The organism is Serratia bockelmannii (assembly GCF_008011855.1).
Lineage (GTDB): Bacteria > Pseudomonadota > Gammaproteobacteria > Enterobacterales > Enterobacteriaceae > Serratia > Serratia bockelmannii.
Genome location: NZ_VOUX01000024.1, coordinates 1 through 24,348 on the forward strand (window position 1 = coordinate 1; position 24,348 = coordinate 24,348).

Consider the following 24,348-nt stretch of genomic DNA (forward strand, 5'->3'; position numbering starts at 1 on the left):
CCCGTCTCGGTCTTGTTGTCACGGCGCCAGGCTCCCCGCGCCGGCGAAAGCCAAAAGGGGAATACACCAGAAAGAAGCCGTTGCGGCTTCTGAGTTACTGACTAACGGGAGTGGTTATGTCAACGATCGAGCAACAGCAGCAACAACAAATGGTTTTTTATATTCCGGGAACAACGTGGCCACTGGATGTCGCAATCTGGCTGGAAGATCGCTTTGTCACGTCGTCAGGCAAAACGCTTGAACAGCTACAGCAGCGTAATCCTGCATGTGTTCTGGTGTCGTATGAAGAAGCGAAGCGCGGGATGTATGAGGCCGCAAGTCTGCCTGTCCGTCGTATCAGCAAAGATGAGTACATGGACAAGTTGGAGATGTTGCCGCCGCTCGATTGGAAGTATTTTGATGGCCAAGAATCTTTCAAGATGATGGAAATGTATTGCGGGAATATTACCGATATTTTCGCCCAGCTTGGCAATAGCTATTTTGCGATGCGCGATCATGTTTCGTTACCACATGCTGAGATCATGCAGCGTGTGCGTACATTTATAGATGCCGAGTCTGCGGCCGTAGCAGCCTGAATAGTTTCCCTCGGTGTTAGCAACACCGGGGGATCCTCGATAAGAAGGAAATCGACAATGATTATTGATGACTATATCGCGGCAATCGGTCGTAAAATTTGGGAACAATGGCAAGAAAATAAACCGGTAATTATTCCAGCTCTTAAAGGTTTTGAGTGGGCACAGTTGCTCCGCTACTTAGAACTAAAACGGGGCTATGCGTGTTGACTCATGATATGAACTGAGCCACCCAATTGGGTGGCTTTTTATTTCGGCTGTCGCCTGTCTGCGGCGTCGAGCCGCTGACAGGCGAACAAAGCGCTTGCAGCGGGCTGAGCCCGCGCCGCTTTTGCAGTTTCCATCAAGATGAAAACTGTAAGGCTATCATGCTCCGCCTGATGTTACGTTTTGGTGTTTCCATTTCCTCTGCGGTGCTTAGCGGCATGTCTTTTGCTGTGACAGACCTTGTGCCGGGGCACCTACATCGCAAGGGTTCGCTACCGCCGTCCATCCTCGCCCGTTCGCACTCACTCAACGCAGTTTCGTTCGCTTGCGCATGCGGCCTGCGGTGTCGCCCATGCGTTGCAGGTTTATACCCCGTCACGGTCATTGCGTCACAGCACAAGACGCGCCGCTCCGGCAAAACCGGAATAAATGGCAACACCGAAAACAGACTGAAGGGGATGAATATGAAGCGACTGTATAGCGGATTTCGCCAGGCAAATGTGATCCGCCAAACTCGACCATTGACAAATGATGAGTTATTCCGTCACGTACCAAGTGTTTTCTCTGAAGAGAAACATGCATCACGTAGTGAGCGTTATACCTACATACCAACGATTAATTTGTTGGATAGACTCCGCGAAGAAGGTTTCCATCCATTTTATGCTTGCCAAACAAAAGTTCGCGATGATGATAAACGTGGTCACACGCGGCACATGCTAAGGCTTCGTAGAAATGGTTTCGGTCAAAATGATGAGGTTCCTGAGATTATTTTACTTAATAGTCACGATGGGAGTAGCAGCTATCAAATGATTCCGGGCATATTTAGATTTGTTTGTAACAACGGTTTAGTGTGCGGCGACACGTTCGGGGAAGTCCGTGTTCCACACAAAGGGGATGTTGTTGGAAGAGTGATTGATGGTGCTTATGAAGTGCTAAGTTTTTTTGAAAAAGTAACGGATTCTCGTGATGAAATGAAGGCGGTTATTCTTGATAAGGACGAGCAACATGTGTTTGCTGATGCCGCATTAGGGTACAAATATTTTGGAGAGCATCAACCAATAACAGCAGAACAGGTGCTGAGTCCACGACGCTGGCAGGATAAGAAAGATGATTTGTGGACAACGTTTCAAAGGGTGCAAGAAAACATAATAAAAGGTGAAATACCTGGAATCAGCGCCAACGGAAAGCGAAACAGAACTCGTGCAGTCAATAGCATAACTGGCGATGTAAAGCTCAATAATGCGTTGTGGAAAATGGCAGAAACCATGAAAAACCTGAAGTCGTAATGATAGGGTTCTGGCGGTTTAAATGCCGCCAGAAATTAAAAATATGAAAAGACAAATTGAATTTAAACGATGCCTTGTTTGCAGTACAGAACACTTGACTTATGAAGATAACTTGCTTTTAAGTAAAGCAACAAGTGAAAACTGGGTTTTTGGTTATGACTACGGGTTTGTTATTGATTTATGGAAAAGACATCATTTTGTTTTGCATGCAAAACGATTCGGATTATCTAAAGATTTCAGAAAATTGATTTTTACTCTTATAAAAAAGTATGAAATAGAAATGATACAGTTCGATTGTGATGCTGATATTATAGAAGGAGTTAAGTTGCATAAATCTGACTACTGGTGACCCGTTTTATCCGGTATCGGCATTGAACCGATACCGGATAATCTGTCGTCATTGTGCATTAAAAAAGAAATTCATACCTGTGATGATTCTGTTTTGTTTTTATCTTTGATATGACTATTTCTCTTCTTTCCTGATTTGATTGTGCTTGTGTTTTTTATAATTTCATTTATGGCTCTCTCACTGACAACGATTTCACAGCTTTCAAGTGCAGATTTGATATCTTTTGCTGTGTAACCTTTTTGCGTTGCTAGCGATATGATCTGTCCCTTAAGTTCATCCAAAACTTCCTTGGAACTTAATCTCTCTTTGCTCAAGTCCGGCAACTCTGTTAGAGCTACTTTTGCCAACTCAACTTGTTCTTGACTGTATTGGTTCTTAGCCGCCATTTCTCTTTCCTGTGTTAGTCATCAATCAACATTGTGTATCAATGATATACGTCAGCGTCATCATGACACAACAGGCAAATTTGTTCTCCCATGGTGTAATGACAATCCAGGCAAAGTAGGCCATAATACGCTAGTCCGGTCTCAAACACGGGACAGGATATGTTTTGTAGCACCGCCTGCACGCAGTCGGCTCTACAAAACGTCCTGGTCAGGGCAGAGCCCCGACACCCCACGAGACTGTAAACTGACGAGACTGATAGGGATAACATCACCATGAGTAAAAGCGAGCGCCGGAACAGAACAGCCCTGCTGCCCAGCATTCGTTGCTTCCCAGAGGAAAAGTCAGTGATCCAGGAAAAGGCGACCGCGGCCGGTTTAAGTATCGGGGCGTACATGCTTAAGTGTGGCCTCGGTCGCCGAATCGATGCTCGTTGTGACGTTGAGCTCATCAATGAACTACGCCGTTTAGGTGGCCTTCAAAAACACCTCTTCAACGAGGGGAAGGGAAATGTAAGTGATGCTTTCAGCAAGCAGTATTCGGATGTGCTTGTTGCGATAAAAAAAGCCATCATCGCAATCGATATGGGCATGACCAATGAAGGTGATAAGGCATGATTCCTATCGTTCCTGAGAAGCGAAGAGATGGCCGCTCCAGCTTCATTCAGTTGGTCAGTTATCTGACTCTGCGCGATGAGGATAAGCCTGATTTGCCTATCTCTCCTGAGAATCCCTATGTTCGTCCATCGCGTTCAAAGGCTGCAATCTTTGACCGCCTGGTAGGGTATCTTGATCGTAATGCTGGGGGGGGGCAGCAGACCCTTTTGGCTATGTTTGCAGACGGTACGCAGCAGGTTAAATCAGGCGAAGTGGTGTGTGAAACGAACTGCTTCAGTCTGGAAACTGCATCGGCGGAGATGAACGCCGTGGCTATGCAGAACACTCGCTGCGTCGACCCGGTTTATCACTGTATTCTTTCGTGGCGTGAAGAGGACACTCCGACCGATCAGCAAATTTTCGAGAGTGCGCGTTATTGCATTAATCAGCTGGGAATGGCTGATCATCAGTACGTGTTTGCTGTCCATCGAGACACCGATAACGTCCATTGCCATATCGCGGTTAATCGTATCCATCCCGAGTCCTATCGTGCGGCTAACATGTATAAAGATGTCGACACACTTCACAAAGCCTGTCGTCATCTTGAGTTGAAGCATGGGTTTACACCTGATAATGGTGCATGGAAAGTAAATGAACATCAGCAGGTTGTTCGTAGCCAAAATGAATTCAAATGTATCCCACGTAAGGCTCGGCAGCTGGAGTATTATGCCGACTCAGAAAGCCTCTTTAGTTATGCTGTAGGTGAATGCCGTCAAGCGATTGGCGACATCATGGCAGATCCTGAACGCCTATCCTGGCAGAACCTCCATAATGAATTGAATCGTGCAGGCCTTGTATTGAAACAAAAGGGGGAAGGGTTAGCCATCTACTCGATTCAGGATTCGAGCTTGCCTCCTATTAAGGCAAGCGGCTTGCATCCTGATCTTACACGTTCCTGCATGGAACCGTATTTGGGGGAGTTCACTTCCGCGCTTGATGTTGACGCTGTGGCATCTCCTAAGCATCCAGAATACGTATATGACCCGCGTTTCCACGCACGCGATCTGATGGCTCGGGTTGAACGTCGCCAGGCTAGGGCTGAAGCAAGAGCAGATCTTAAAGCCCGTTATCAGGCGTACAAATCGGCATGGGTTCGTCCAAAATTGGATGCTGATGAAATCAAAGCCAGGTATAAAAACATGTCCAAACGTTTTGCCTGGCGTAAGGCTAAAGCACGCGTTGAATTACGCGATCCGCTTTTGAGAAAACTGACTTATCACATTATTGAAGTTGAGCGGATGAAGGCTATGGCCGCATTGCGATTGGCCATCAAGGAAGAACGACAGGCGTTCAAAGCTGCTCCGGAAAACCGACGTCTGTCATATAGAGGTTGGGTTGAACAACAGGCGTTGATGCACGATCAGGCCGCAATTGCTCAGTTGCGTGGATGGTCCTATAGATTGAAACGCTCATCCCTGACTCCTAGCGTTTCTTTGAACGGGATCCGTTTCGCGGTATCGGATGACAGCAAACCATTAGCCATAGACGGTTACCAGACCCGAATCATGCGAGACGGTGTTGTTCAGTATGTTCAGAATGGGGTTGTTCAATTGCAGGATCGTGGTGAGCGCATTGAGGTTGCCGATTCACAGGTTATGGATGGGCAGCACATTATTACCGGGCTGGTGATAGCGCAGAGTAAATCGGGTGAGGAGATGGTACTGGAGGGCGATCGTCAATATGTCCAACAATCTTGCGAACTTGTCTCTTGGTTTAATGAAGAGTCAGGAACCTCCCTGCCATTAACAGAAACCAGTCAAAGAACGCTTGCAGGGTATGGATCATTGCCAACCGAAAATTCTCACGGAGCAACTGATTCTAGTGTTAACGAGCAGCGTGAACTGGATGGTTATATCCAGCGGCCAAATGGTCCTCGTCCACACTAATTTTTTGAAAAAAAAACCGACTGCAGGCCTGATAACCTGAGTCGGCTTTTCATTAATGGAGGCGTGAGTATAACGTCTTCAGCATGGGTTGATAGGCTTGCCAACCCTCGTCATCGTTCCCTTCCAGCTCTGTGAACATATCAATAAGACGGTGAAAAACATTGTCATGCTTTTCTTCAGTAAGTACATCGGGAGCTGGAAAATGGTTGAGTAGCCTGGCAGCTTCGTCATGCAACGTTTCGATGTGAGTTTGTGATTTTTGATCTTCCGTATTCTTTAATTTTTTCTCTGCCAGGACTATCAACAGGGTGGCGCATAGTCGAACCATCTCAATGTACCCGCGTTGATAGTCCATGGTGTCTTCACTCATTTTTGTGCCTCAATATCCTGGGGGTTACGGTTGGCTTTCACGCCAAAGCCGTTCGAATTCTTTCTGGTATATGGCAACCAGATTAGGTTGATTGTGAATGACCAAGACGTACTCAGCATTTTTACGGCGGCAGCTGAATAGTTATAGCTTCCCAGCTGCACAGTATTATCAACGTTCAACATCAGCTTATTGTGCATGATGACGTATTGGCCATTGCTACGTACAAAGATACCTTTGTTGGTAAGGCAAGTGGCAACGATATATTTTGCGTTAGCCTTGGCTTCTACCACAATGCGGAATTTTACTCCTCGGCGTTTTGCTGCAACAAGGCGCAGCTATTGCGGCAGCCGTTTGGCATTTACCCATATCGCTCCTCTCGATGGTGTTCGGACGTAGCGAGAGCCTTCGCTATGTCCTTTGACACTCTTATTGGTTTTGGCGCCGTAGGTTGTTGTTTCCAACGTCGCTTGTGCAGCTTCAATGCCACCCTGGCGGCTTCAAACAGTAAAATACCGCGTTGTGCTGGCGTATAACTGACGTCTGCCCGGTGATTAAGATCCAGAGATAGCGCCACTACGCTTTGCAATACAGGGTCCATCAGGCCGTTGCAGGTTGTTTGAGATGGTGGCGATTCCAGGCGTGTAAGGATGGTTTCGACTTCTTGTGCGGACGGCGGCAGCTTTTTCTTGAGTGTGGGGTTTGCATCCAACAGTTCAGCCTCTGTTGGCATATCTAGGTTCACAAACCGGTTGATACGCATTGGCAGTGCTGAAGTCATCTTATCGTCATCTTGGATATAGATGGCATTACTTGGGATCAGTGCGCTTTTGAAAGAGATCATACCTTCGCCAGGGTTCATATCTTTCAAATCCCCCAAATCGAGACGGTCCTTTTCCCTAATGACGTTACTGCCAGCATCCTCGAAGTGTGGGGTGATCAGCCCGCCCTGTTGCTCTACGGCTCCGAGCTCAGAATAGTACCCTTTACCGCCGGTAATCCGTGCAAGTTCGAAGGTATCCTTCTCGTCCTGCAACGTCATGAACCACTTTGTCAGTAGGTTGGCGTTTACGGTCATGTACTCGCCCTTGTGCTCGGCGATGAAACGTTGAATGTCCTGTGCAGATACGATGAGCATATAGCCCAGACTGCGCATCTGGCTTGCCAGATTATCCATGCCAGGACCGAAATAGGCGCCCAGCTCGTCCATGGCGATCGGGAACGGGAAATTTCCTTTGTATTTTTTGACGATCAACACATCGTTCATCATGCCCTCAAGCTCAAACCCCAAATCTCTGGCCATGGTCATGCGTATCGCCGAAATGTAGAGTTTGCCAATATTGGCAGCTTCGCCTTTAGATAACTCCAACGCAGGAATTGTGGTGCAGAGGATGCGGTCGTTATGCAGAACGTCCTCAATATCGACGTCGCCGGCGTCAGTAGAGAAAATATGGCCGTAGAGATCGTTAAACATGGTCAGCATGCGGTTGAATTGCTGAATGAGGTAGCCATGCTGGTCGTAAACCCCTTGTTCCCACTCAGAGGGGCGGCTGATCAGTTCGATTCTAAAGCCTGCCAGAGTGTTGAAGTAGTTCTCCAGCGGGTTATAAGCCTCCTGATGCCAACCATCTCTTTTAGCTTCCAGATAAAGCTCCGCCAGTTTTCTCAGCGGTAAGTATTCCTGAATGACCCTTTGCGAGATCCGCCGCTTTTCGCGTTTGCACTTGTAGTAAACGGCATATACCAAAGCGGCAAGCATTGATTTGGCCTTGTCTTGCCAGCCTTGGTCGCCGCTGCCGGCAGGCGGCAACATGGATTCCATCAACTGAATGATGAACGTTGTGTTGGCAGTACCGAATAGATTTATGGTGTTCGAGGGCTGTCGCTTTTTGTCATTGAGCAGCAGCTGCAGCAGCTTGTCGGAACCGCCTGTCATGAAGTTGAGGACGTAGAAATCATCCTCACGCCCAAAACGGCGTGCGAGTGACCACATGGCAAATGCCAAGGTATTCTGCCCCTTACCATCGGAATAACAGATCCCCCGTCCCCAACAGATGGCATTGAGGAAGACAGATAACAGCGCTTCTGTTTTTCCGGAACCTGTTGTTGCCAATAGCAACATGTGCCTCAGTGCATCATCGAGTGTCAACCACAGCTCGCGTGCAAGGGCTTTGCCCCTGGCAAATCCCAGGCACATCACACCGGCCGCGCGCTGGTATTTACGGGTTCGCACCACATAACGGAAAAATCCGCCAATGCCGTTACGATATTTTGGCATTTCACGTTCTGTAGTCAGATCCATGCCACCTATATCAGTAGGTAAACGGAGCGGCATGCGAAAAGGCTGATCGCCGAATAGCATCAACTGAAGTAACGCCGCCGGCGTTGTGAGCAGCAATGAAGCAGGTGAATGTATAGCGAGTCCAATGGCGCCGGCGAGAGAAAGCTGAACGCCTATCGGTGAAAGTAATGCATCTTGAATGATGGTTTGGCCAAGGGGGCGTCGAACTCGACGGACATCGACTTCTACAGGCTGAGACATAGGTGTTCCTGGTGATCTAACGGGGATTGGGCCCGGAGCTGAGTCCAGGCGAACAATTATGGAGTGACGATGGTTTGGCTGAGGAATGCATCTAGAGCTTCATCGCTTTTCAGGGATGACAGCGGGATATAGCGCCCATCATCAGCGATCAGTGAGGGGGTGCCCGGCAAATTGTAGATGTCGAAGGCCTGATCGTTTTTGGCGATCGCCTGGTTACCGGCATCACAGATTTTATTTGATACAGTGTTCTCACCAGGTGAAATGCCTGCGTCGGCCTGGAAAAGTTGTTTCCATAATTGGCGCCGATATTGCGGTGCCTGGCAAAGCACAGGGCTCACTTGGTCGACGGTTTGCTGTTTTCCGACGAGAGTGACCGGGAAGATCTCAATATTAAATCTTTCGGAGAGCGCTTCCAGGGCCGGCTCAATAATTTGGCAGTTGTGACATAACGGATCGGCAAAAACGTAGAGGGTACGCTGATGCCCACTGGATAGGGGAATGGTGTACTGCCCTGTTTTTGCCGCATTACGTAGTGCCTTGGCAACGGCCTGGTACTGATCTGCTGTTACTTTCAATTCAGGCTGTGAGGTTGCGGCAACGGTGTTCGAAAGCGTGTTTGGCGTAACTTGCTGCGTTAGTGTTGCTGACATATCCTCCGGTTGATTTGAATACCAGAAGCCTGCTATAGCCAAGCTGAGGGCTATGGCGCTCATCATGTAACCTAATCGTTTCCAACAGCGGCGATATGCTTGGCGTCGGTGTAGTAACGCTGCATTAATCGCGTGAAGCATCTCAGCAGCATCCTTCGTTCCAGAGCCCTGTACGATTGCCGCTGGGCCAAGATCACGATTATCGTGCCAAATGGCGTCATCTTTTAGGTAGAAACGAGGATACGGGCCGGGATCGAGTATGGCGACCACCTGGTCGTTTTCTTGTTTGTGATTAAATACGGACAAGGTTCTGCCCTGCAGTGAAGCAGTATAGTTCGATTTCATTGTCATTGACTCTATGGTGTGGGCTTATCTCGCCCGAGGGATGAAGTGGGCGCGGCCAGGTTTTTGGGGGGAGGTATTCGCTCCAGGGATGGTGGCTTTCGTCTGCAGCGGTGCTGTTTCGCTGGTAGTCTTCTCCGTAGTGTCCATTAGAGGCTGCAATATCACGATTGGAGCATCTTCATCCTCATCGAAGACTGGTTCACTGAGGACAGAGGTATTCGTTGTGCGATTATCGATGATCAACCCGACGCTACGGAGTTCGTCCTCGAGGCCTTTAATGGCTTTATCCATCCTGTTTTCCGGCACGGGGATTGATGTGTGAAGGCGTTCCTCCATCTGAGCTACAACGGTTTCCCAATTAGCGACAGCAATGACTCCTGCACCTTCAATAAAAGCCTTCGGGCGTCCCGTTGATGCCAGGGTGTACCAAAGTGGCCGATCGAGACCTTTGAGCCAACGGAATCGAGCGCATGGCAGGCGCATATCCAGGTTATGTAAGGCATAAAGCGCTGTACGTGTTGTTGAATGGTGTTTAAGCCAATCTTGAGCAGCTGGTGTCTGCGTTACTTTTTCGAATGCCTTGCTGGCGAGCTGAAGTACGGGATATCCCATTTGTCCTTTGTCCCGCCTGCTTTTGATAAGGCATGAACGGTTCAGGCTATCGAGCAGAGCTTCAGCGGCTTTACGATCGTTTAGAAATGCGACTAGGCCAAATATGGCAACCAGAGCTCGCTCATGGGCGCTAAAACTTGAAAAGCTTTCTAACGGAGTGCCAAGTTGGCATTCGAACGCAGTTTGGGTTCTATGGGTATCAAGGCGATCACCAATAATCAGCTTGTGTTCAACTGCAAATTCTTCCGGCCACTGGGCGCTGCGATGTTCAGGCGGGTCAACGTTCAGCAACTGTGTCTTTTTATCGCCATAGCAGAGTGCCGGTATTATGCTTGGAGAAAAGCGCGCCATGATATGGGGTAGGGTATAGACATCAATATGGCGCCGGGTCTGGTTCCGCGGATGGTTGCGCACCATGAGCAGCCCACCCATAACAATCAGGACCATCGGCGCCAATAAGATCCCCGCAGTATGATTCATAACGTCGATAAACTGACCCCATGACAGTTGATTAACTTGACTGCCTGCCCAGGCAAGGAGGTTGAGCTTTTCTGCGACCTGGTTATGGACACGGGGAAAGTCGCATAATGACCACAGTTGGTAAAGTAGCCAACAGCATCCGTACATTACAGGGGGTTGATAGATCCAAAGCAGAAATGCTGCCAAAGCGGCAACGAGTAGCAACATAAGACCTTGCTCGTTACCGGCTCTGGGCTGCAGGTGACTTTTGGCATTCATGAATTACTCCAATATGTTTAAACCCAGTCATAAGGAAAATGACTGGGTTTAAACAAGAGGTTGCACCAAATAGGGATGTTGGAAAAGAAAGAGCGCCTAGAAAGGCGCTCGATAATATGAACTGAGTTGAAAAAATTAAAAATGAGTTAATAAGCCAAAGATTTTTGTTTCACGAACTTGTTGAAAGTGTTGCCTGAGTCTTTTTCTGGTCGATAAGATGATGACAGTAAAGCATCCAACTTGCGACCAAAGTTCATGCATTTACTTTCCGTTCCTGCACTGATACGGAAGTAGGGGAAATAAACGTCATTAAACTTCAGTGTTAGCATATTTCCATTGCACTCATACCCTGAAAGTTCGAGTGTCGTCTTTCCTTGGTAAATGGACTCAGTAGTTGACACCAACAACATGGTTCCACTTCTAACGTCAATGCCTAAATATTTACCTGCATCCAAGGTTTTGAGTTCATACTCATCGGTTGGAGAAAACTCATTGCACTTGAATACCTCGATTACGTTACGTGTTTTTGATTTTGATTTTTCTTGCACTTTCGAAAATGCATAAATGAACGTTGCGCCAATTACCAGGAAGATGTAAGGCCACGATGGGTTGCTTCTTGCGTCTGATACGTAAAAAAGAACCATTGAAAAGAGTAGGCAGCCTACACCAGAGGTTAATGCAAAAAGTAAAAAGAGAGTCCTTAAGTGATTTTGGTATTTCGTCATTTTATACCATCTCCATTTCCATTGTTGTTACTTCTCATATTAGATCTTACACCAGGAGATCTTTGTAGTCCATTTGAAAAGCCGGCAAAGATACTTTTTGTTGATTCAACCATACCACCAAGAATGCTTGCAGCTTCACGACCGCCGAGCCATGAGATGATGTAGTCAGGCATGGTCACTTGCAACCCGAATACACGGGTAACTGTAGTAGTGCATATGCGGGCATAAAGAGTAAGAATGCCAATTAAAGAGAATATTCCGGTAATAGAGTTTGCTTGAACGTTCGCAATGGCAGGCCCTAGCATGAGGTTGAGTAGTGTACCCATTACGATCAACGTTATGCTTGCGAAGATAAATCCGAAAACCATTAACATTGGCCTAATCATAACGTCAATGAGAAAGATATATCCATATGCAGAACGATGGCCTCTATCTCCTTCTGTTCCGATATGAGTTGCCGCCCATAAGGTACCACCAGTGACGCCAACAAACACACTGACTATCCAGTTCGCAGCCGCTGTTAACCAATAGATAAATGGTATAAATGGTAGATAGATTGACAGGCTAAAACCAATACCAAACAACATGAAAAGAATAAAGTAAACAATCGGAGAGAGGGCATCCAATCCAGCCGCGATACCTTGAGTAGCATTACCAGAAAAGGCGCTGGCTACTTGCCCCCAAAAACCTTCAGTGGAAACCGCAGAAAGAATTTTCGCACCAGTGAATATGCCTAGCGCAGCTTCTGCACCACCTAACGTAATATCACCGACATATTTCATTTTCAGCATTGGATTCATTTGGTTTCCAGTTCCAAAGTCACTGCCTAACTCTGATGTCGCGATAGCGTTCGCTAATTTCTGCATGGGGGAGTTCAAGAAACCGACAAATACTGCACTGGCCTCAGATGCATCTAAGGATTGCTGGGTATCTTTAGCGCTTTCGGTCCCGAGTGGAGGTACAAAAGAAGTATTTTGCTTTTGGGATCGATATACGGTGAATACATTATTAAATAGATCGCTTACGCCAACTTCACCAATTCCAGAGCGACCAGTAATCACGGGTTTTAGCTGTACGGCATCGTTAATTTTATTATTTGCAGTGGCAAATGTTTGATACCACGATCCGAGGGCAAGCCACCCGCTTCTCTTCAACTGAGCGGCCAATACCTCAGCCAGTTCGCTGGTTTGGCCTTGAGCGTTTAGGGTTTGATCGATGCGATTTTCGTAGGCCTGTGCGGCCCTTTGGATGTCAGTTTCGGCGTCCGGAAGCGCGCCAGCCCCACTGTTCTGCTTGTTGACTAATGCCGTTACAAACTGAGCGGCGGCTGTCGACAGGTTATTTTGCATTTCATTCATGGCGCTCCGTTGCGCGCTGATAATGCTTTCCGTGTTTACAGGGGCAGGGAACAACCAGCCTGTGGTTTTGTCGGCGAGGCTTTCCGGCAGTCGAGCTGCGCCGCACAAAGCGCTTCCGTTGCCGATTTCAAAACCATCGCTCAGGGCCTTGATGCCCATTAGTGGTGTGCCGGCCTGGCCGTATTGCTGATACATGTCACGCAGTTCGGTGTTGGTACTGTACATGCACAGGTTCATTTCATAGATGGCTCTCGCGGCACTGACCGTTTGTGGTGCCACGGGTTGTACGACCAGGCTGTAGCCGTCCTTGAGCAGATCGACCGTGCGGTCGGTGACAACGTTCGCGCTGCCAATGCCCATAACGGATGCCGCCCACAAAAATATCAGTTGAGCGATAGACCAGCCTGACACAGTTGGCACCAAGGTCATGAACCCAGCGGCTGTGCTGACGGGACCGACCATTGAGCTCCCTTGGCTGAATACTTTGCCGCGCTGTCCGGCCTTGACCAGGTGCGTGAGGGTTACCACCAAGAACCACACCACGGCGATCGCCATGACGATGCCGTTAAAAACGAAGAAAAGTTCACCGACCATGCTGGTTTCGGTAGATAACGGATTGGTGACAACGTCACCAAATATCATAACCAATGCCTGACGAGACAGATCATCGGTGCGTTTAGCTGCCTGCTCGATCGTGCTGAAGCTGACTGCGGAATCCGCGTGCGCGCAAAGGCAGAACAGGCCCAACAACAGGCCTGTGGCGAGTTTTCGAAAGGCATTCATAAGATTTCACCAGTCGGAGTGCCTGACGTAAACAGGCAAGAGGGAGTTATTGAGTTGGGCGTTCGTACCGTAGAAGAACTTTCCACCAGGTGTTTTCCCGAAGAAAGTCGGGCAGGCTACCGGCCTCCTCCTGGGAAAGGCGTTGATTGCGTAATTGCCATAGCCGCCAGGTGGAAATAAACGCTTGTAGTAATGGTATCGCTGCCATAGCGAACAGTGTCAAACACAGTGTTGCGGTCCGGATCAGCAGAGCCGGGGTAAATACCTCGCCGGCCAGAACCAGCAGAATGATCGACAGAGCGATCAGTATTGGTACTGCCCCCAAAACGAGACACAGATGCTTGCGCCGCCGGAATCTGTCTATCAAGGTGCTCACAGACTCGCCGCTTGCGATCACTGCTTCCTCAAACTGTAGCGTGGGGAGTGTTTGTTGATGTTCAATCCGGTAGCCGTAAGCAAGCATCAGACTGCGCTTCAAGTTGTTGGCGAGTGAAGGGCCAATTTTTGTCGCTGCGTAACGCAGTTCCGATAACGGTAGGAACAGATTTGCAGTGAAATACAGTCCCTTGCTGGCGCGCTTCCAAGACGTTTTAGATTTCGGGGATTGGTCAGTCATTACGAGCCCCTCCGGCGCTGAGTTCGTGCAGCTTGGCCTGCAGTTGTGGACGATAAACCTCGTTGGCATTTAGGCCCAGTTGTTGGCCTTGCAGGACGTTGCCTTTTTGCAGCTGCTGCTTTATCCCCAACAGCAACCAGTTTTGTTGCGCTTGCACACGGATAGATTCACGCGCCAGGTTGTCTCCGTCCATCGCCTGCAGGTCGGTTTGATAGTCGGTGTTGGCATAGCGCCGACCGACGTCGAACTGCTCAAATTCCCGCTCCGACATCATCCCGGTACGCCGGGCTTCATCAGATGCTGTCTGGTTGAAGTAGGCGGCAGCTGATGGGATCTGCATCACTTCTTTCAGTACATCGCGTGTTGCTTCACTGGGTTGACTGGAGGCCACCATGGCCAACATGGGTTCGCGTGCCGCTGTGTTCACTGCTTCGTACTGCGTCATCAGGCCGATATATTGGCGGCCGGAGGCGCTTTTTACTTCGCCTTTACTGAGCTGTTTCCCGGCCGAGGCTGGAGCACTGTTAAGTGCGTAAGCCATTGCTGCGTCGGTCTGTTTCTGATCGAAGGTTAAATCAGGCGCTTTGCCTTCAGCGCCGGCGCCATCGAGTAGGGACGTAAACCGCTTATCACCCCCCGGCAATTCAGAGAGGCGGGTGCATACCCCCGTGCCGCCGTAAGCAGCCATATCGGTGGCATCGCAGTAATCGGCATGCACGCCTGCGGCCCGAAAGGCTGTCTGTTCAGGTGCTGGAGCCGGGGCGGTCCATCCTTGGCGGATCATGGCATTGCTGATTCCCTGGCCCCGCGACAGCGCACTTTGTCGCGCGCGAGCGCGACTTTGAACTTGTGTAGCCATACCCGAACCAGATTCAGTACACAGGCTATCCGGTATGGTATAGGTTCGGCGCGATCGCTCGAGGCGTTCGGTTTGACGAGCAAAAATATCTTGATCGCGTTGTGCTTGTGCTGCTTGTTCGATTTGCGTGGCGATCTTGCCGCCGTTTTGGTTAATGGCGGCGCCGATCTGCTGCTGTGTAGCGGCCATCCCTGTCAATGTACCGCTCATCTGCCCAAGGACCGGAGCGACCTGTGTCTCAATGGGAACGCTAGAGGTTACGACAACGGAGACAGCGTGCACTGGAGAAGCTAATGCGGAGAGTACCAGCACGACCAGAGGGGAGAGCCTCATGGTAGGAGGGTATGATTTCATTTCAAAGCGTCCTCAAGAAAATACCGGCAAATAGCGCGGCCCAAAAAATAGTGTTGTAAGCGAGGATGTGGAGGTTAGGTCTGCGGAGGAAAGCACGGATATACCAGTGATAAAGGCGCATGGTTGCTCCTTATGCTGCATCCCCCTGCACATAGCCGAGGCTTGCCAGCATGTCGTTGGCCAGTTGACGAATGGCGCCGCTTTCATCGTCATTGCCGGCGCGCTTTTTCATCATCGCAATATGTTTTTCTGCTGAACCGCCTGGGAAGGTTTTGGCCAATAAACGTCGGGCCGTTTGGCCATCCAACGCGTCATACAGCATGTTGCGTAGAGCGCGGTTTACCGGGGTCGAGTTTAATGCCCAGAGCCGCAGTGGCCCTGCGGTGTTTTTGAGCAGCTGAGCCACGTTGCCATTGGTGGTTTGGAAAACGGCCAGAAACGTGACGCCACTTCCATCCGGCGCGGCGCCGCGGGTTGTGTTGAGCAACCTATTTAGTGTGGTACGCGGCACCTTGAAAGTTTCCTGCAGAATAGGGAAGTCCTTAGTCCTTACCCGCATCAGATACAGGGAGTTGGCGGACTCCAGGATTGTCTGCGGGTAATCATCCAAATATTGCGAAGCGAACACCGTGCGGATACCGAATTTTCGTTTCTCGCGATCTTCGGTTTCGAGTGCATCCCATAAAATGTCGATACCTCTGATGTTATGCAGCTCATCGATAAAGATGAGTTTGACCTCCTGATCCAGTTGTTCGATGCGTTTTCGATGCAGTGGTACATAACGTGGATCCAGATGATTGTAGAGTTCATCCTGGTACTGTGGCAGATAGAAGTCGTTAGCGCCGGCCAGATGGCGGGCGAACTGATACATGATACCTGTCTTGATTTTACCTTCCGGAGTTTGATTGCCGGCTACGTTGTTAACGTCGACGATACGAATGCGCGTATTTGGGTTGATGGAGTACCGCGTGCGCCCCGATATCAACGGGTAATCGAACAGCGCCTGTGTCAGACAGCGTGACACATAATGCAGTAATGACTCATCCGATCCGGGACGGTTGACGTTAGCGAAGACATTGCGCATTTCCTCGCTGTTTAGCGCCCCCTGCAGGTCGTTGAGCTCAGGTACAGCTTGAGCCTGTGCTAACGCAGCCTCGGCAACGCAGCCGGCAGTGAACAGCATATCGCGGACTTCGTACCAGGTAGCGATCTCCCACCAAGCGGCATCATAGCGACTCAGACAGCCGCTTGTTTCCAGCGCGGCATCAACCTCCGGAACCAATGACGCTCCATAACGCACCGGTTCAATGTCGCTGTTCTTGCGGTACACCATCTCAATAGCGCGTGTCAGGATCTGCCTGCATGATGGGGCATCAGGTGCAGTGCCCAGCTGTGGATCGATACACAGGCTGGTCAACAGGCCGAGCAAGTAGTCACGTTCAGTGCTGATGGGCGCTTTAAGCCCAAGTTGGATATCGAACGGATTGCGGCAGAAATCTGCTGTATTACGCAGAATAATACTGGCAATTTTGTCCTTTTGTCCGTGGGGTAGGCTGTCATAGACCAGATCGTAAAAGCCCTGAGCGGTAAAGCCTTTGTCAATGAAAGCCATAAACGGCAGATCAGTATTACCGTTAGTGAGAGCATCGAGGTGAAGGCTGTTCGCTAACAGGGATTTTCCCGATCCTGGAGGACCTGCGAGCAGCTCGGTGTGCTTTTCCTGCAACGAACTGCCCAAGCCGATCGGATAAGGTTTGCCGTCGACGGTCTGGAAAATTGCGTTACCTTCGTTGCCCCAGGGGCTCGCTGGCCGTTGCAGCGGCATCAGTTTTAACGCTTCAGACAAAGGGGGGTACATCAGCGTTGGCGCGCTGAAACTAGACACCATAGGTAGAGTGTTGACCCAGGCACGAATGGGATCGCCGAAAGTACGGGTCACTGTTGTAACACCCCAGCTCTGGATTGCTTTTTGCAGTAACGTCAGATTGCGTTTCAAACGGCTTTTGTCTGCGTCCCAGGTACTGGCGGTGATACTCATCATACAAACAGGCTCTTTCTTGTGCTGCGCCATCAACCATGAAATGGAGTCGTAAATATCTCGTAGTTTAGGGACGAAGGCGGCAAACGACAGTAGCTGCTGCTTTTTTTCCAAAGCCTCACCGCCGCCGGGCATCAAGTCCAGACGTAAGCGCCAGGGTAACTGCCGTGGTACTTTGGTGAACAGCTGGGCAAAGGATTCGGGGCGCTGAGGTGCCAGCGTCATGGCCAACTGACCGTGATAGAGTCCGTCGACCTCGATCAGACTGCCGTGGGTGTCGACCTCGGTGTCGCAGAACTGGAAATTCAAGTGCGGCGCCAGGGCTGCGCTGATATCGTCGCCGCGCAATTTTCCTTGAGGGATCACGCGATCGCCTGGCAGCAGGGGGCGCCACTCTTCATGGGTACTTAGCCGCTCTATTTCATCGCGGATCACATGGCCAGCTTCATGCGCGTCAAGCAATCGAACCATCACGCCGTCGTTGCCGTCGGCCAAATCAGTGGCCAGCTTATCGATAAATGCGTCGTGGCGCAGCTTAAGGCCTTCAAACTCGGCGTAAATCGGGTTTTGCCCGAAACGGGCTTCAGGCAGATCTTTGAATTGAGTATTCTGCCGCTGTATTTCTTCTCTTCGTTCACTGAGCGGCAGGGCGCCAATGGCGGAATACACGGTAAGCCAGACTCGTTCGCGGGCGACATACGGCGTGAGTTTGACGATTTGCTCATCGACCAGGTCATCGAGAGCCAGACCAAGCTTGCGGTAGGCGCGGCGTTGCGGTTCGACGAGACGAGTGATTTCTTCGGCGCTGCGCGTTGGATCGCGTTCAAACACGATGCTGATTTTATGACCCAGGCTTTTGAAATCGCCGGTCAATGCATCGCGTAATTTCAGAACGAAGCGCAGGAAGCTGTCCGGCGTCGGTGTTTCATTTTCGTGCTGGGGAACTGCCTCACTGAACTCGCGAAAAGCGCCTAGGATCTCAAAAGTGCTGGCATAGTCGTTAGTTTTAGTGACGTGTATGTAGGGAGCATCAAGTGAGGGGTGTCGGATTTTGTCGTCTGGTGTCAGGCCTATGACGGTACGCAGGTCACAATACTGAGCGAAATCGCGGCCTAGGACATAACGGGAAAAATAGGCAAAGAGATCTTCGATTTTATCGATAATCACAGTTAACTCCGGGACAGATAGTCGTGATAGAAAGCGCGCCACCAGGTTGTTCCAGCTTCAAGACCGTCAGTGGCCAGCTGGCCTTTTATACGTGCGGGATGTAACACCAACGCGAGATGTTGCCAGCGCTCCGCTGCAGTTTGTCGACCTTCCTCATCCAGTTTGCTCAGAGCCTGGGCGAACGCTTGCGGGTGTGTGGTGCCCCAAGCTTGTTTGACGGGACTGTCGTGGGTTGTCAGCCAGTCCAGTAACGCTTGTGCGTCGCTGCGATATTCATCGTCGGTGGAAGATAACGCCTGCACGATAGCTCGCTGCAGATGATTTGCATCTTCCGGAGCCAAAGCAGGCAGATAAACCATCACACCCGCTTCGGCAGAAACAGAGTCGAGTTTTTGCCAGGCTTCGCAAATTGGATCTGCGACCCCCAGGTTGTCTTGGGCAGTATTCAATGGATTGGTGTCCCTAAACACGACCCTGTTATGTGGGGATGAATAACCGCAATAGTCACAACTATGACCGCCACGGCGAGCCTGATCATCCAATATGCCGCGCTGCGCAGGCGTGAGAGCATGCCCGGTAACTCGCCGGGAGATGGAGAAAATAAGCATGAATTTTTCCAGAGATCCTGGTAGCAGGAAGGCCATCCCGAATGGGATGGCCTGGTACAATTAACCAGCAGTTACTGGCTGCATTCCCAACTGTTTCTGACTGCGGTTTGCGACCTGGTCAAGTGCCAATAATGCAGCGCCGGCTATAATTGCAATCATGATGTGAGAAACTTTAATCTGAGGGTTATTCTTCTTAGATATCATCATGATAATTCCGGAAGCTATTAAAATAAGGCCGATCACACCGCTAGATTTAACAAAGGGGTCTTTCAGTGAAATTATCCCGTTAAGGACGTTTGTGATTGAGTCGGCAATATCATCGTCTGCATGAGCCAGCGGGGCAACGACCATGCTAACCACAGCGGCCAGAATACTGGCGATATGTCGACGAATGGCATCGGCCACCATATAGATTTTGACTGCCGCGTGCAGGGGAGCATTTTTCAGGGTTTTCAGAACGTTCATTTCTACCTCGTAGTTTTACCAATGGATATTAAGAGTGTTTTGCAGTGCATCGAGTACACGCGGATTGGCGGCGAGCATAGTGCCGATGATCAGGCGCTTTGCGCCGCTAACAACGTCATCACCGGCACTGAGCCCGGTGTGGCCGTCTTTCTGTGAACGCCGCAGGCGCAAAAGCCCCTGAAGCGCGTAAATCACGCCGACCAGTTGTAACAAGGTCAGGGTTGCGTTGATGGCCGTGGCGGCCGGGCCGTATTTTCCTTCGGAGACATAGGCGATGGCGCCAAAGGTCACGCTACCGAGTGCCATCTGGTTCGATGTAGCGTTCATCACCTGGTGAAGGGCGATAGTGGCTCCGCACATCACGACAACGGTGACAATTTTGCCGGCGCCGTCCTGTACCTGCCCGCGTCGGGCTTTGCCGGCGATGCTGCTCAAGTGCATGGCCATCATGACCAACCCACCAACTAAACCGATCGCCAGCACCAGGCGAATACCGACGTCTGTCACATTGTTGACTGCGTTGGCCAGCATCTGGACCAAATCCATAGCGTTCCTTACCGAATGGTTCCGGCGGAGGTGATCACCTCACGTTTTTCAGTATCGATACGCAGTACTGTTGCGCGCCCCAGGGCATCGCCTGGTCGTAATGCCCAACTACTCCCCTGATAAGTCACCCAAGCCAGGTCCGGATACAGACTGGTTATCGAGGCTCCTTTGAGGCTGTGGTTCGCGTTTGAGCGACGTGAGGCAGTATTTCCGGTTGGCTTAGCGGTAGGCATAACCGCAGCAGGTTGGGGCTGTCTTACAGCTTGTGCAGCAACTTGCTGCTCAAGAGCACGCAAGCGCTGATCCAGTGATTTGAGACCTTCTCGATTATCGCGAGCGTATACCCACACGTTGTCTAAAGCTTGTGCCGTTGCCTGCTGCGCATTGTCCTCGACGTTAGTTAGCGATGAGGTTTCACCGACAGGTTCAAGTTCGCGATCTGCTGATTCGATATGCACTCCTGCTTGGGGGGACCGGGGTGCTGCTGGCGCTGGAGTTGGAGCTGGCGTGGGCTGTATTGGTGTCTCTTGAGTCACGAATTGGGTGCTGCCGCTACTACCACTGGACTGTGGTGTGTTGCGTAGCACACCATAGGTGATGATGGCTAACAGCGTGATTATTAGGGCGATCATCTGAAGACGTGTAACTTTTAAGCCTAAGGGCAATGTGATCAGCCGTGGTTCTGATGGCTTACGAACGATCGAAGTCTCTGCCTCGATTGGTTCATCCAGTTGCTCGTCCGGGGGGGGGTTATTCAGGTCGAAATGAGACTTAGACATTAACGCTCTCCTGCGAGGGATGTGGTAATAGCATCCCGATTGATGCGATCGCTGGCGTATACGCCTTTCATGAAATGAATCGCGATGGTTTGGTTTTTGAAGACTTTCACCTGTTTGACCGGTAGCCGTGCCGCGTCGGCCGCCATCACCTGCCCGGCTTGAGTACCGATACCGCCGGCGACGGTGCCCGCGAGGGCTGAACCTTTCACCTGTCCTGTACCGCCGCTGATGGTGCCGGCATTGGTGGCAAGGATTTGGGTATTTTGCTGTTCGTACAGCTGACCGGCTTTCCCTATGCCCATGGCCAATGCAGGCAGCAAGATGCGACTGACGTACCGATTATTGACGTCGCTGGCGACGGTAGATTGCAGGGTGTCGTCCTGCAGCGCGTAGGCATCAACCTGGTAGTCGACGCCATTAAGCGTCATACGAGTGAAGTGGATCACGACACCATCGCCAGCCAACTGTATGCCCTTAGCGGTGAATTCTGCGCCGGCAAACTGACCGGCGGGTATGTGGGCCAGCACCAGTGAGTTGAGGTTGTCAGAATCGATGGCATTGTCGACCACCGCCGGGCGGCGAGTGTTTGGCGGCACAATGACGGCATCACCAGATGTACGAGCTGAGGAAGGGATTTCCGCGGATACAGTTGCCTCTCTTCCTGGCAGGCTCTGTGACCACTGACTGAAAGCGTTATTGCCGTTCCCTGGTTCGTGTTCCCCTGCAGCTGGTGCCTGCCCAAAGGTGCCAGCTAACTGCATGTTTCCCGGTCGCCAGCGATCATTGAGTAGCTTCAGATAGCTTTTTAACGCTGCTTTTTGATCCTCTTGGATGGCTCCGCCAGACTGCGGAACTGAGGTAGTGTCGGTTTCCGCGGTTGTTTTAAGGGCTACCGGCGGAGGCGGCTCATTTGGTGTTTCGATTTGCACATCACTCATGCGTAATGAAGCGATAAAACTACCATCGCTGGCAGCTGCCGCTTCTGAACCAATACGGTTACCCGTTTTGATCAACTGCTGATATTGCGCAGTTTCCTGAGAGGTAACCGGCGCGCTATTGGCCAGGTTGTTAATAGCGTATTGCGATGGGGTCGGCGCCGGTTGGTGCAAATAGCCCCAGCCCACAAATAACAGCGCGAGCAGGCCGATACCTCCGGATAACAGCAGGAGCAGGCTTTTTTTGCCGTCACTCGCCGCATCTTTTTCGATGGCCATAGGGTTACTCCAGATTGATGGTCAGTGGTGTATTGCGGCCCTGCACAGAGAACACCACCTCCGGAGTGAGCGGCAGTTTCCACACATGGGTGCCGTCAGCCGCGGAAGAGGTTTCAACAAATGCATCGCGTAATTCGCTTCGTGAGCGGATATAGAGGTCGTCTCCCATCTGCCAAACGGCAGTCAACGGAACTCCACCGCCAGTTTTGAGATGACGGGCGCCATCGGGCGGGACGCCGTCCAGAAACGCCTGCAGCGTAGGATTATCGAGGCTGATTTTCTCGCGTGCGATCGGCAGGGCTTTTGCCGATGGTCCGCGAAGAGGGATCCTCAGGTTTAGACTGCTGTCGGTGATCTGGGCCCTGCCGGCGTTGTCCGGTTCGCCACTGGTCAGTGCTATGACGACGGGAACCGGTAATCCCTTCAGGTAGACCGTTACGCTGCCGGTGTCGTAAGCGCGCCGGGCCTGAACGGACATAGCTGGGCTGTCGGGAATGTAATTCACTTCAAAACCAGCGTTGTTGCCATTAAGAGGTGGTGCTGCAATCGGCCACGGCGCCCCGGTTTCGTCTGTAAACGAAACAGAGCTCGGGAAATTCGGTAGGGCGCGGAGCATCGGCAATGAGGCACCTGGCGACAGGTTGACTGTCAGAGAGCTAACCCGTGGTACCGCTGTTACCGGTGAACGGCTTTCACTGCGTTGAAGTTGGTCAAAAGTATTACGTAGGCTGTCCACCTCGCGTGGTGAGAGCGGCGCCATTTGCTTTTGGGCATAATCCAGCGCCGGCAAAGGCAGCGGTGGCGAGCCATCCTCCGGTAAGGACGTTGTTGGCTCAGGTGTTGTTGTTACGGGGACATGTTGCGGGGCATTGACAGGTGCCTCGCTCAACGTTTGTGCCGGTTTCCAGGCGGGGGCAGGCGCAACTTCGGTTGTAGCCGCGCCTGCTGCTTGCGCCAGGGTCAGCAGAAGCAAACCGGTCAGAGGGGTTTTCATGTTATTTAGCCTCGAAAGTAATGAGCTGGGACACTTCCATGCCGGTGTGTTTAAGACGGGGGTCGGTACGCTGGATAAGCAGTGACATCACAAATGACTGTTCGGGCAACGATGTCACTTGGCCGGTGAGCTTGAGTTTTATCGGATATTGGATCTTCCAGGCATAAATGCCGTTCTCGAGCGTTCCTTTGCTAACCATTACGCCGGGGGAGGTCATAATCGACATGTTCATCTTTTTGTCTTTCACTGCAGTCAAAACGTTGGAGGTGGTCAGGGCGGTGTAATAACTGCGGAATCCATCGTCTGAGAAACGTGCCTGTAGCGCATTCATCTGGCTGCGATAATGCACAAAATCGAGCGTAAATGCCTCACGCAATACCTGTGCGCCAAAGTCGGTCACGTTGATATCGCTATAGGCCGGTTGATCAGTGGGATAAAGCGGCGTGATCTGCCCATCCTGTGTGGCGAAATACTTCACTGGAGGGTGTAAGGCGACATACGCCAGTATGGCGATAATAAACGCACATACGACGAGAGTGACGCTTTGCCACAAGTTAACCGCCAGAGAACGACGGGCAAAATCGGCGTTGAGCTGACTGGCAATATGCTGCGCCACGGCAGCTGCGTAGGGCGCTTCACCTGCAGAAGCAGGCGGGGTAACTGGCTTTTTCATGGTGACTGTCCACGGGTGAACCCCGTCGCAGGTGAACTGGACGGGGGATCGCGTTTATGGCTGAACATCGCGCGAATGCGCGGTGGATTATCGGGAGAAAATATACCCATCGGAATTGCCGCTGTTGCCGGCCGATGTTGGCGCGACAGTAGCAGACTGGCTGTAGGTGGTTGGCGTGTAGGTTGGCGCCGCGTTCATCGAACGGGTTGTCACCAAACCGCCAGTTTGGGACGACAGGTCACCCCATGGGTCTATTTTACTGGGTATATAAGATTGGATCTTGTCACGTACCGCGCGGCAAACTTTGTCCTTGATGCCATTGAGGATCCCACTGAGATCACCAAATGTCGGTACTGTTATGGCCGTGCTGATACTACCCAGGCATTGCTGCAAGCCACCGGATACCTGGTTTTCACGCTGCGACCAGGCCTCGGCAGCTTTACGATCTCTTTCATAGCCCGCTTGCGCACCCACCTGCGCGGCAGATACCGCCCGACAGTTGGCGGCGTGCGCCGATAGAGAAACATTGCCAATTAATAATGCGACCAGGAAAAGTTGACGGATCATGAGAGCTC

25 protein-coding genes are annotated in these 24,348 nt (G+C 50.9%); 6 read left to right on the plus strand and 19 right to left on the minus strand.

The features are described 5' to 3' along the window. The first annotated feature begins 116 nt into the window (after positions 1 to 116). From FOT55_RS12535 to FOT55_RS12545, 4 genes are all read left to right on the plus strand, one after another. On the plus strand, positions 117 to 575 hold the full coding sequence (locus FOT55_RS12535) for a hypothetical protein (RefSeq protein ID WP_128884965.1): 459 nt from the start codon (positions 117 to 119) through the stop codon (positions 573 to 575). Positions 576 to 632: 57 nt separating this feature from the next. Beyond that, the gene (locus tag FOT55_RS25430) at positions 633 to 782 is read left to right on the plus strand and encodes a hypothetical protein (protein WP_161568991.1); all 150 of its coding nucleotides are present in this window, start codon (positions 633 to 635) and stop codon (positions 780 to 782) included. 461 nt (positions 783 to 1,243) lie between these two features. Beyond that, a complete protein-coding gene (locus FOT55_RS12540; protein ID WP_147823539.1) occupies positions 1,244 to 2,065 on the plus strand; it encodes a DUF932 domain-containing protein in 822 nt (273 codons plus the stop codon). 22 nt (positions 2,066 to 2,087) lie between these two features. Beyond that, entirely contained in the window at positions 2,088 to 2,414 is a 327-nt protein-coding gene (locus tag FOT55_RS12545) for a DUF5983 family protein (protein ID WP_128884966.1), read from the plus strand. A 71-nt stretch (positions 2,415 to 2,485) separates the two neighbouring features. On the opposite strand, the gene FOT55_RS12550 is transcribed toward FOT55_RS12545, so the two are convergent. Then, a complete protein-coding gene (locus tag FOT55_RS12550) occupies positions 2,486 to 2,800 on the minus strand; it encodes a mobilization protein MobC (RefSeq protein ID WP_238476108.1) in 315 nt (104 codons plus the stop codon). Between the two features lie 273 nt (positions 2,801 to 3,073). On the opposite strand from FOT55_RS12550, the gene mobA reads away from it, so the two are divergent. Then, positions 3,074 to 3,415, plus strand: a complete 342-nt coding sequence (gene mobA / locus FOT55_RS12555) for a plasmid mobilization protein MobA (protein ID WP_128884967.1) — start codon at positions 3,074 to 3,076, stop codon at positions 3,413 to 3,415. After that, positions 3,412 to 5,340 carry a TraI/MobA(P) family conjugative relaxase gene (gene traI, locus FOT55_RS12560; protein WP_128884968.1) on the plus strand — a complete coding sequence of 643 codons (1,929 nt, stop codon included), beginning with the start codon at positions 3,412 to 3,414 and terminating at the stop codon, positions 5,338 to 5,340. Before mobA ends, traI begins: the two co-directional genes overlap by 4 nt. Before the next feature lie 52 nt (positions 5,341 to 5,392). Here traI and FOT55_RS12565 read toward each other — a convergent pair whose 3' ends face one another. From FOT55_RS12565 to FOT55_RS12650, 18 genes are all read right to left on the minus strand, one after another. After that, the gene (locus tag FOT55_RS12565; RefSeq protein ID WP_128884969.1) at positions 5,393 to 5,710 is read right to left on the minus strand and encodes a hypothetical protein; all 318 of its coding nucleotides are present in this window, start codon (positions 5,708 to 5,710) and stop codon (positions 5,393 to 5,395) included. Further along, positions 5,707 to 6,045, minus strand: a complete 339-nt coding sequence (locus FOT55_RS12570; protein WP_147823513.1) for a phospholipase D-like domain-containing protein — start codon at positions 6,043 to 6,045, stop codon at positions 5,707 to 5,709. The genes FOT55_RS12565 and FOT55_RS12570 overlap by 4 nt, the downstream gene beginning before the upstream one ends. Positions 6,046 to 6,068: 23 nt before the next feature. Beyond that, complete coding sequence (trbC, locus tag FOT55_RS12575) at positions 6,069 to 8,249, minus strand: F-type conjugative transfer protein TrbC (protein WP_238476109.1); 2,181 nt, start codon at positions 8,247 to 8,249, stop codon at positions 6,069 to 6,071. 56 nt (positions 8,250 to 8,305) lie between these two features. Continuing rightward, the gene (locus FOT55_RS12580) at positions 8,306 to 9,244 is read right to left on the minus strand and encodes a thioredoxin domain-containing protein (protein ID WP_147823514.1); all 939 of its coding nucleotides are present in this window, start codon (positions 9,242 to 9,244) and stop codon (positions 8,306 to 8,308) included. 24 nt (positions 9,245 to 9,268) lie between these two features. Continuing rightward, the gene (locus FOT55_RS12585; protein ID WP_147823515.1) at positions 9,269 to 10,594 is read right to left on the minus strand and encodes a secretion/conjugation apparatus DotM-related subunit; all 1,326 of its coding nucleotides are present in this window, start codon (positions 10,592 to 10,594) and stop codon (positions 9,269 to 9,271) included. A gap of 146 nt (positions 10,595 to 10,740) precedes the next feature. Then, positions 10,741 to 11,319, minus strand: a complete 579-nt coding sequence (locus tag FOT55_RS12590) for a hypothetical protein (RefSeq protein ID WP_128884972.1) — start codon at positions 11,317 to 11,319, stop codon at positions 10,741 to 10,743. Next, positions 11,316 to 13,460 carry a DotA/TraY family protein gene (locus FOT55_RS12595; protein WP_147823516.1) on the minus strand — a complete coding sequence of 715 codons (2,145 nt, stop codon included), beginning with the start codon at positions 13,458 to 13,460 and terminating at the stop codon, positions 11,316 to 11,318. The genes FOT55_RS12590 and FOT55_RS12595 overlap by 4 nt, the downstream gene beginning before the upstream one ends. A gap of 46 nt (positions 13,461 to 13,506) precedes the next feature. After that, positions 13,507 to 14,076: a conjugal transfer protein TraX gene (gene traX / locus FOT55_RS12600; protein WP_128884974.1), complete on the minus strand. Its 570-nt coding sequence runs from the start codon at positions 14,074 to 14,076 to the stop codon at positions 13,507 to 13,509. After that, complete coding sequence (gene traW / locus FOT55_RS12605) at positions 14,069 to 15,289, minus strand: conjugal transfer protein TraW (RefSeq protein WP_147823517.1); 1,221 nt, start codon at positions 15,287 to 15,289, stop codon at positions 14,069 to 14,071. The genes traX and traW overlap by 8 nt, the downstream gene beginning before the upstream one ends. Before the next feature lie 130 nt (positions 15,290 to 15,419). Further along, on the minus strand, positions 15,420 to 18,494 hold the full coding sequence (locus tag FOT55_RS12610; RefSeq protein ID WP_128884975.1) for an ATP-binding protein: 3,075 nt from the start codon (positions 18,492 to 18,494) through the stop codon (positions 15,420 to 15,422). A 2-nt stretch (positions 18,495 to 18,496) separates the two neighbouring features. Continuing rightward, on the minus strand, positions 18,497 to 19,102 hold the full coding sequence (locus FOT55_RS12615) for a hypothetical protein (protein ID WP_128884976.1): 606 nt from the start codon (positions 19,100 to 19,102) through the stop codon (positions 18,497 to 18,499). Positions 19,103 to 19,162: 60 nt separating this feature from the next. Continuing rightward, positions 19,163 to 19,567, minus strand: a complete 405-nt coding sequence (locus tag FOT55_RS12620) for a DUF6750 family protein (protein ID WP_128884977.1) — start codon at positions 19,565 to 19,567, stop codon at positions 19,163 to 19,165. A gap of 15 nt (positions 19,568 to 19,582) precedes the next feature. Further along, the gene (traQ, locus tag FOT55_RS12625) at positions 19,583 to 20,113 is read right to left on the minus strand and encodes a conjugal transfer protein TraQ (RefSeq protein ID WP_128884978.1); all 531 of its coding nucleotides are present in this window, start codon (positions 20,111 to 20,113) and stop codon (positions 19,583 to 19,585) included. An 8-nt stretch (positions 20,114 to 20,121) separates the two neighbouring features. Next, on the minus strand, positions 20,122 to 20,892 hold the full coding sequence (locus tag FOT55_RS12630; RefSeq protein WP_128884979.1) for a hypothetical protein: 771 nt from the start codon (positions 20,890 to 20,892) through the stop codon (positions 20,122 to 20,124). Further along, positions 20,892 to 22,106 carry a conjugal transfer protein TraO gene (gene traO, locus FOT55_RS12635; protein WP_128884980.1) on the minus strand — a complete coding sequence of 405 codons (1,215 nt, stop codon included), beginning with the start codon at positions 22,104 to 22,106 and terminating at the stop codon, positions 20,892 to 20,894. The genes FOT55_RS12630 and traO overlap by 1 nt, the downstream gene beginning before the upstream one ends. Positions 22,107 to 22,110: 4 nt before the next feature. Next, the gene (locus tag FOT55_RS12640) at positions 22,111 to 23,100 is read right to left on the minus strand and encodes a DotH/IcmK family type IV secretion protein (protein WP_128884981.1); all 990 of its coding nucleotides are present in this window, start codon (positions 23,098 to 23,100) and stop codon (positions 22,111 to 22,113) included. A gap of 1 nt (position 23,101) precedes the next feature. Further along, complete coding sequence (locus tag FOT55_RS12645) at positions 23,102 to 23,773, minus strand: DotI/IcmL/TraM family protein (protein WP_147823518.1); 672 nt, start codon at positions 23,771 to 23,773, stop codon at positions 23,102 to 23,104. Between the two features lie 87 nt (positions 23,774 to 23,860). After that, complete coding sequence (locus FOT55_RS12650; RefSeq protein WP_238476110.1) at positions 23,861 to 24,340, minus strand: hypothetical protein; 480 nt, start codon at positions 24,338 to 24,340, stop codon at positions 23,861 to 23,863. Positions 24,341 to 24,348 lie beyond the last annotated feature (8 nt).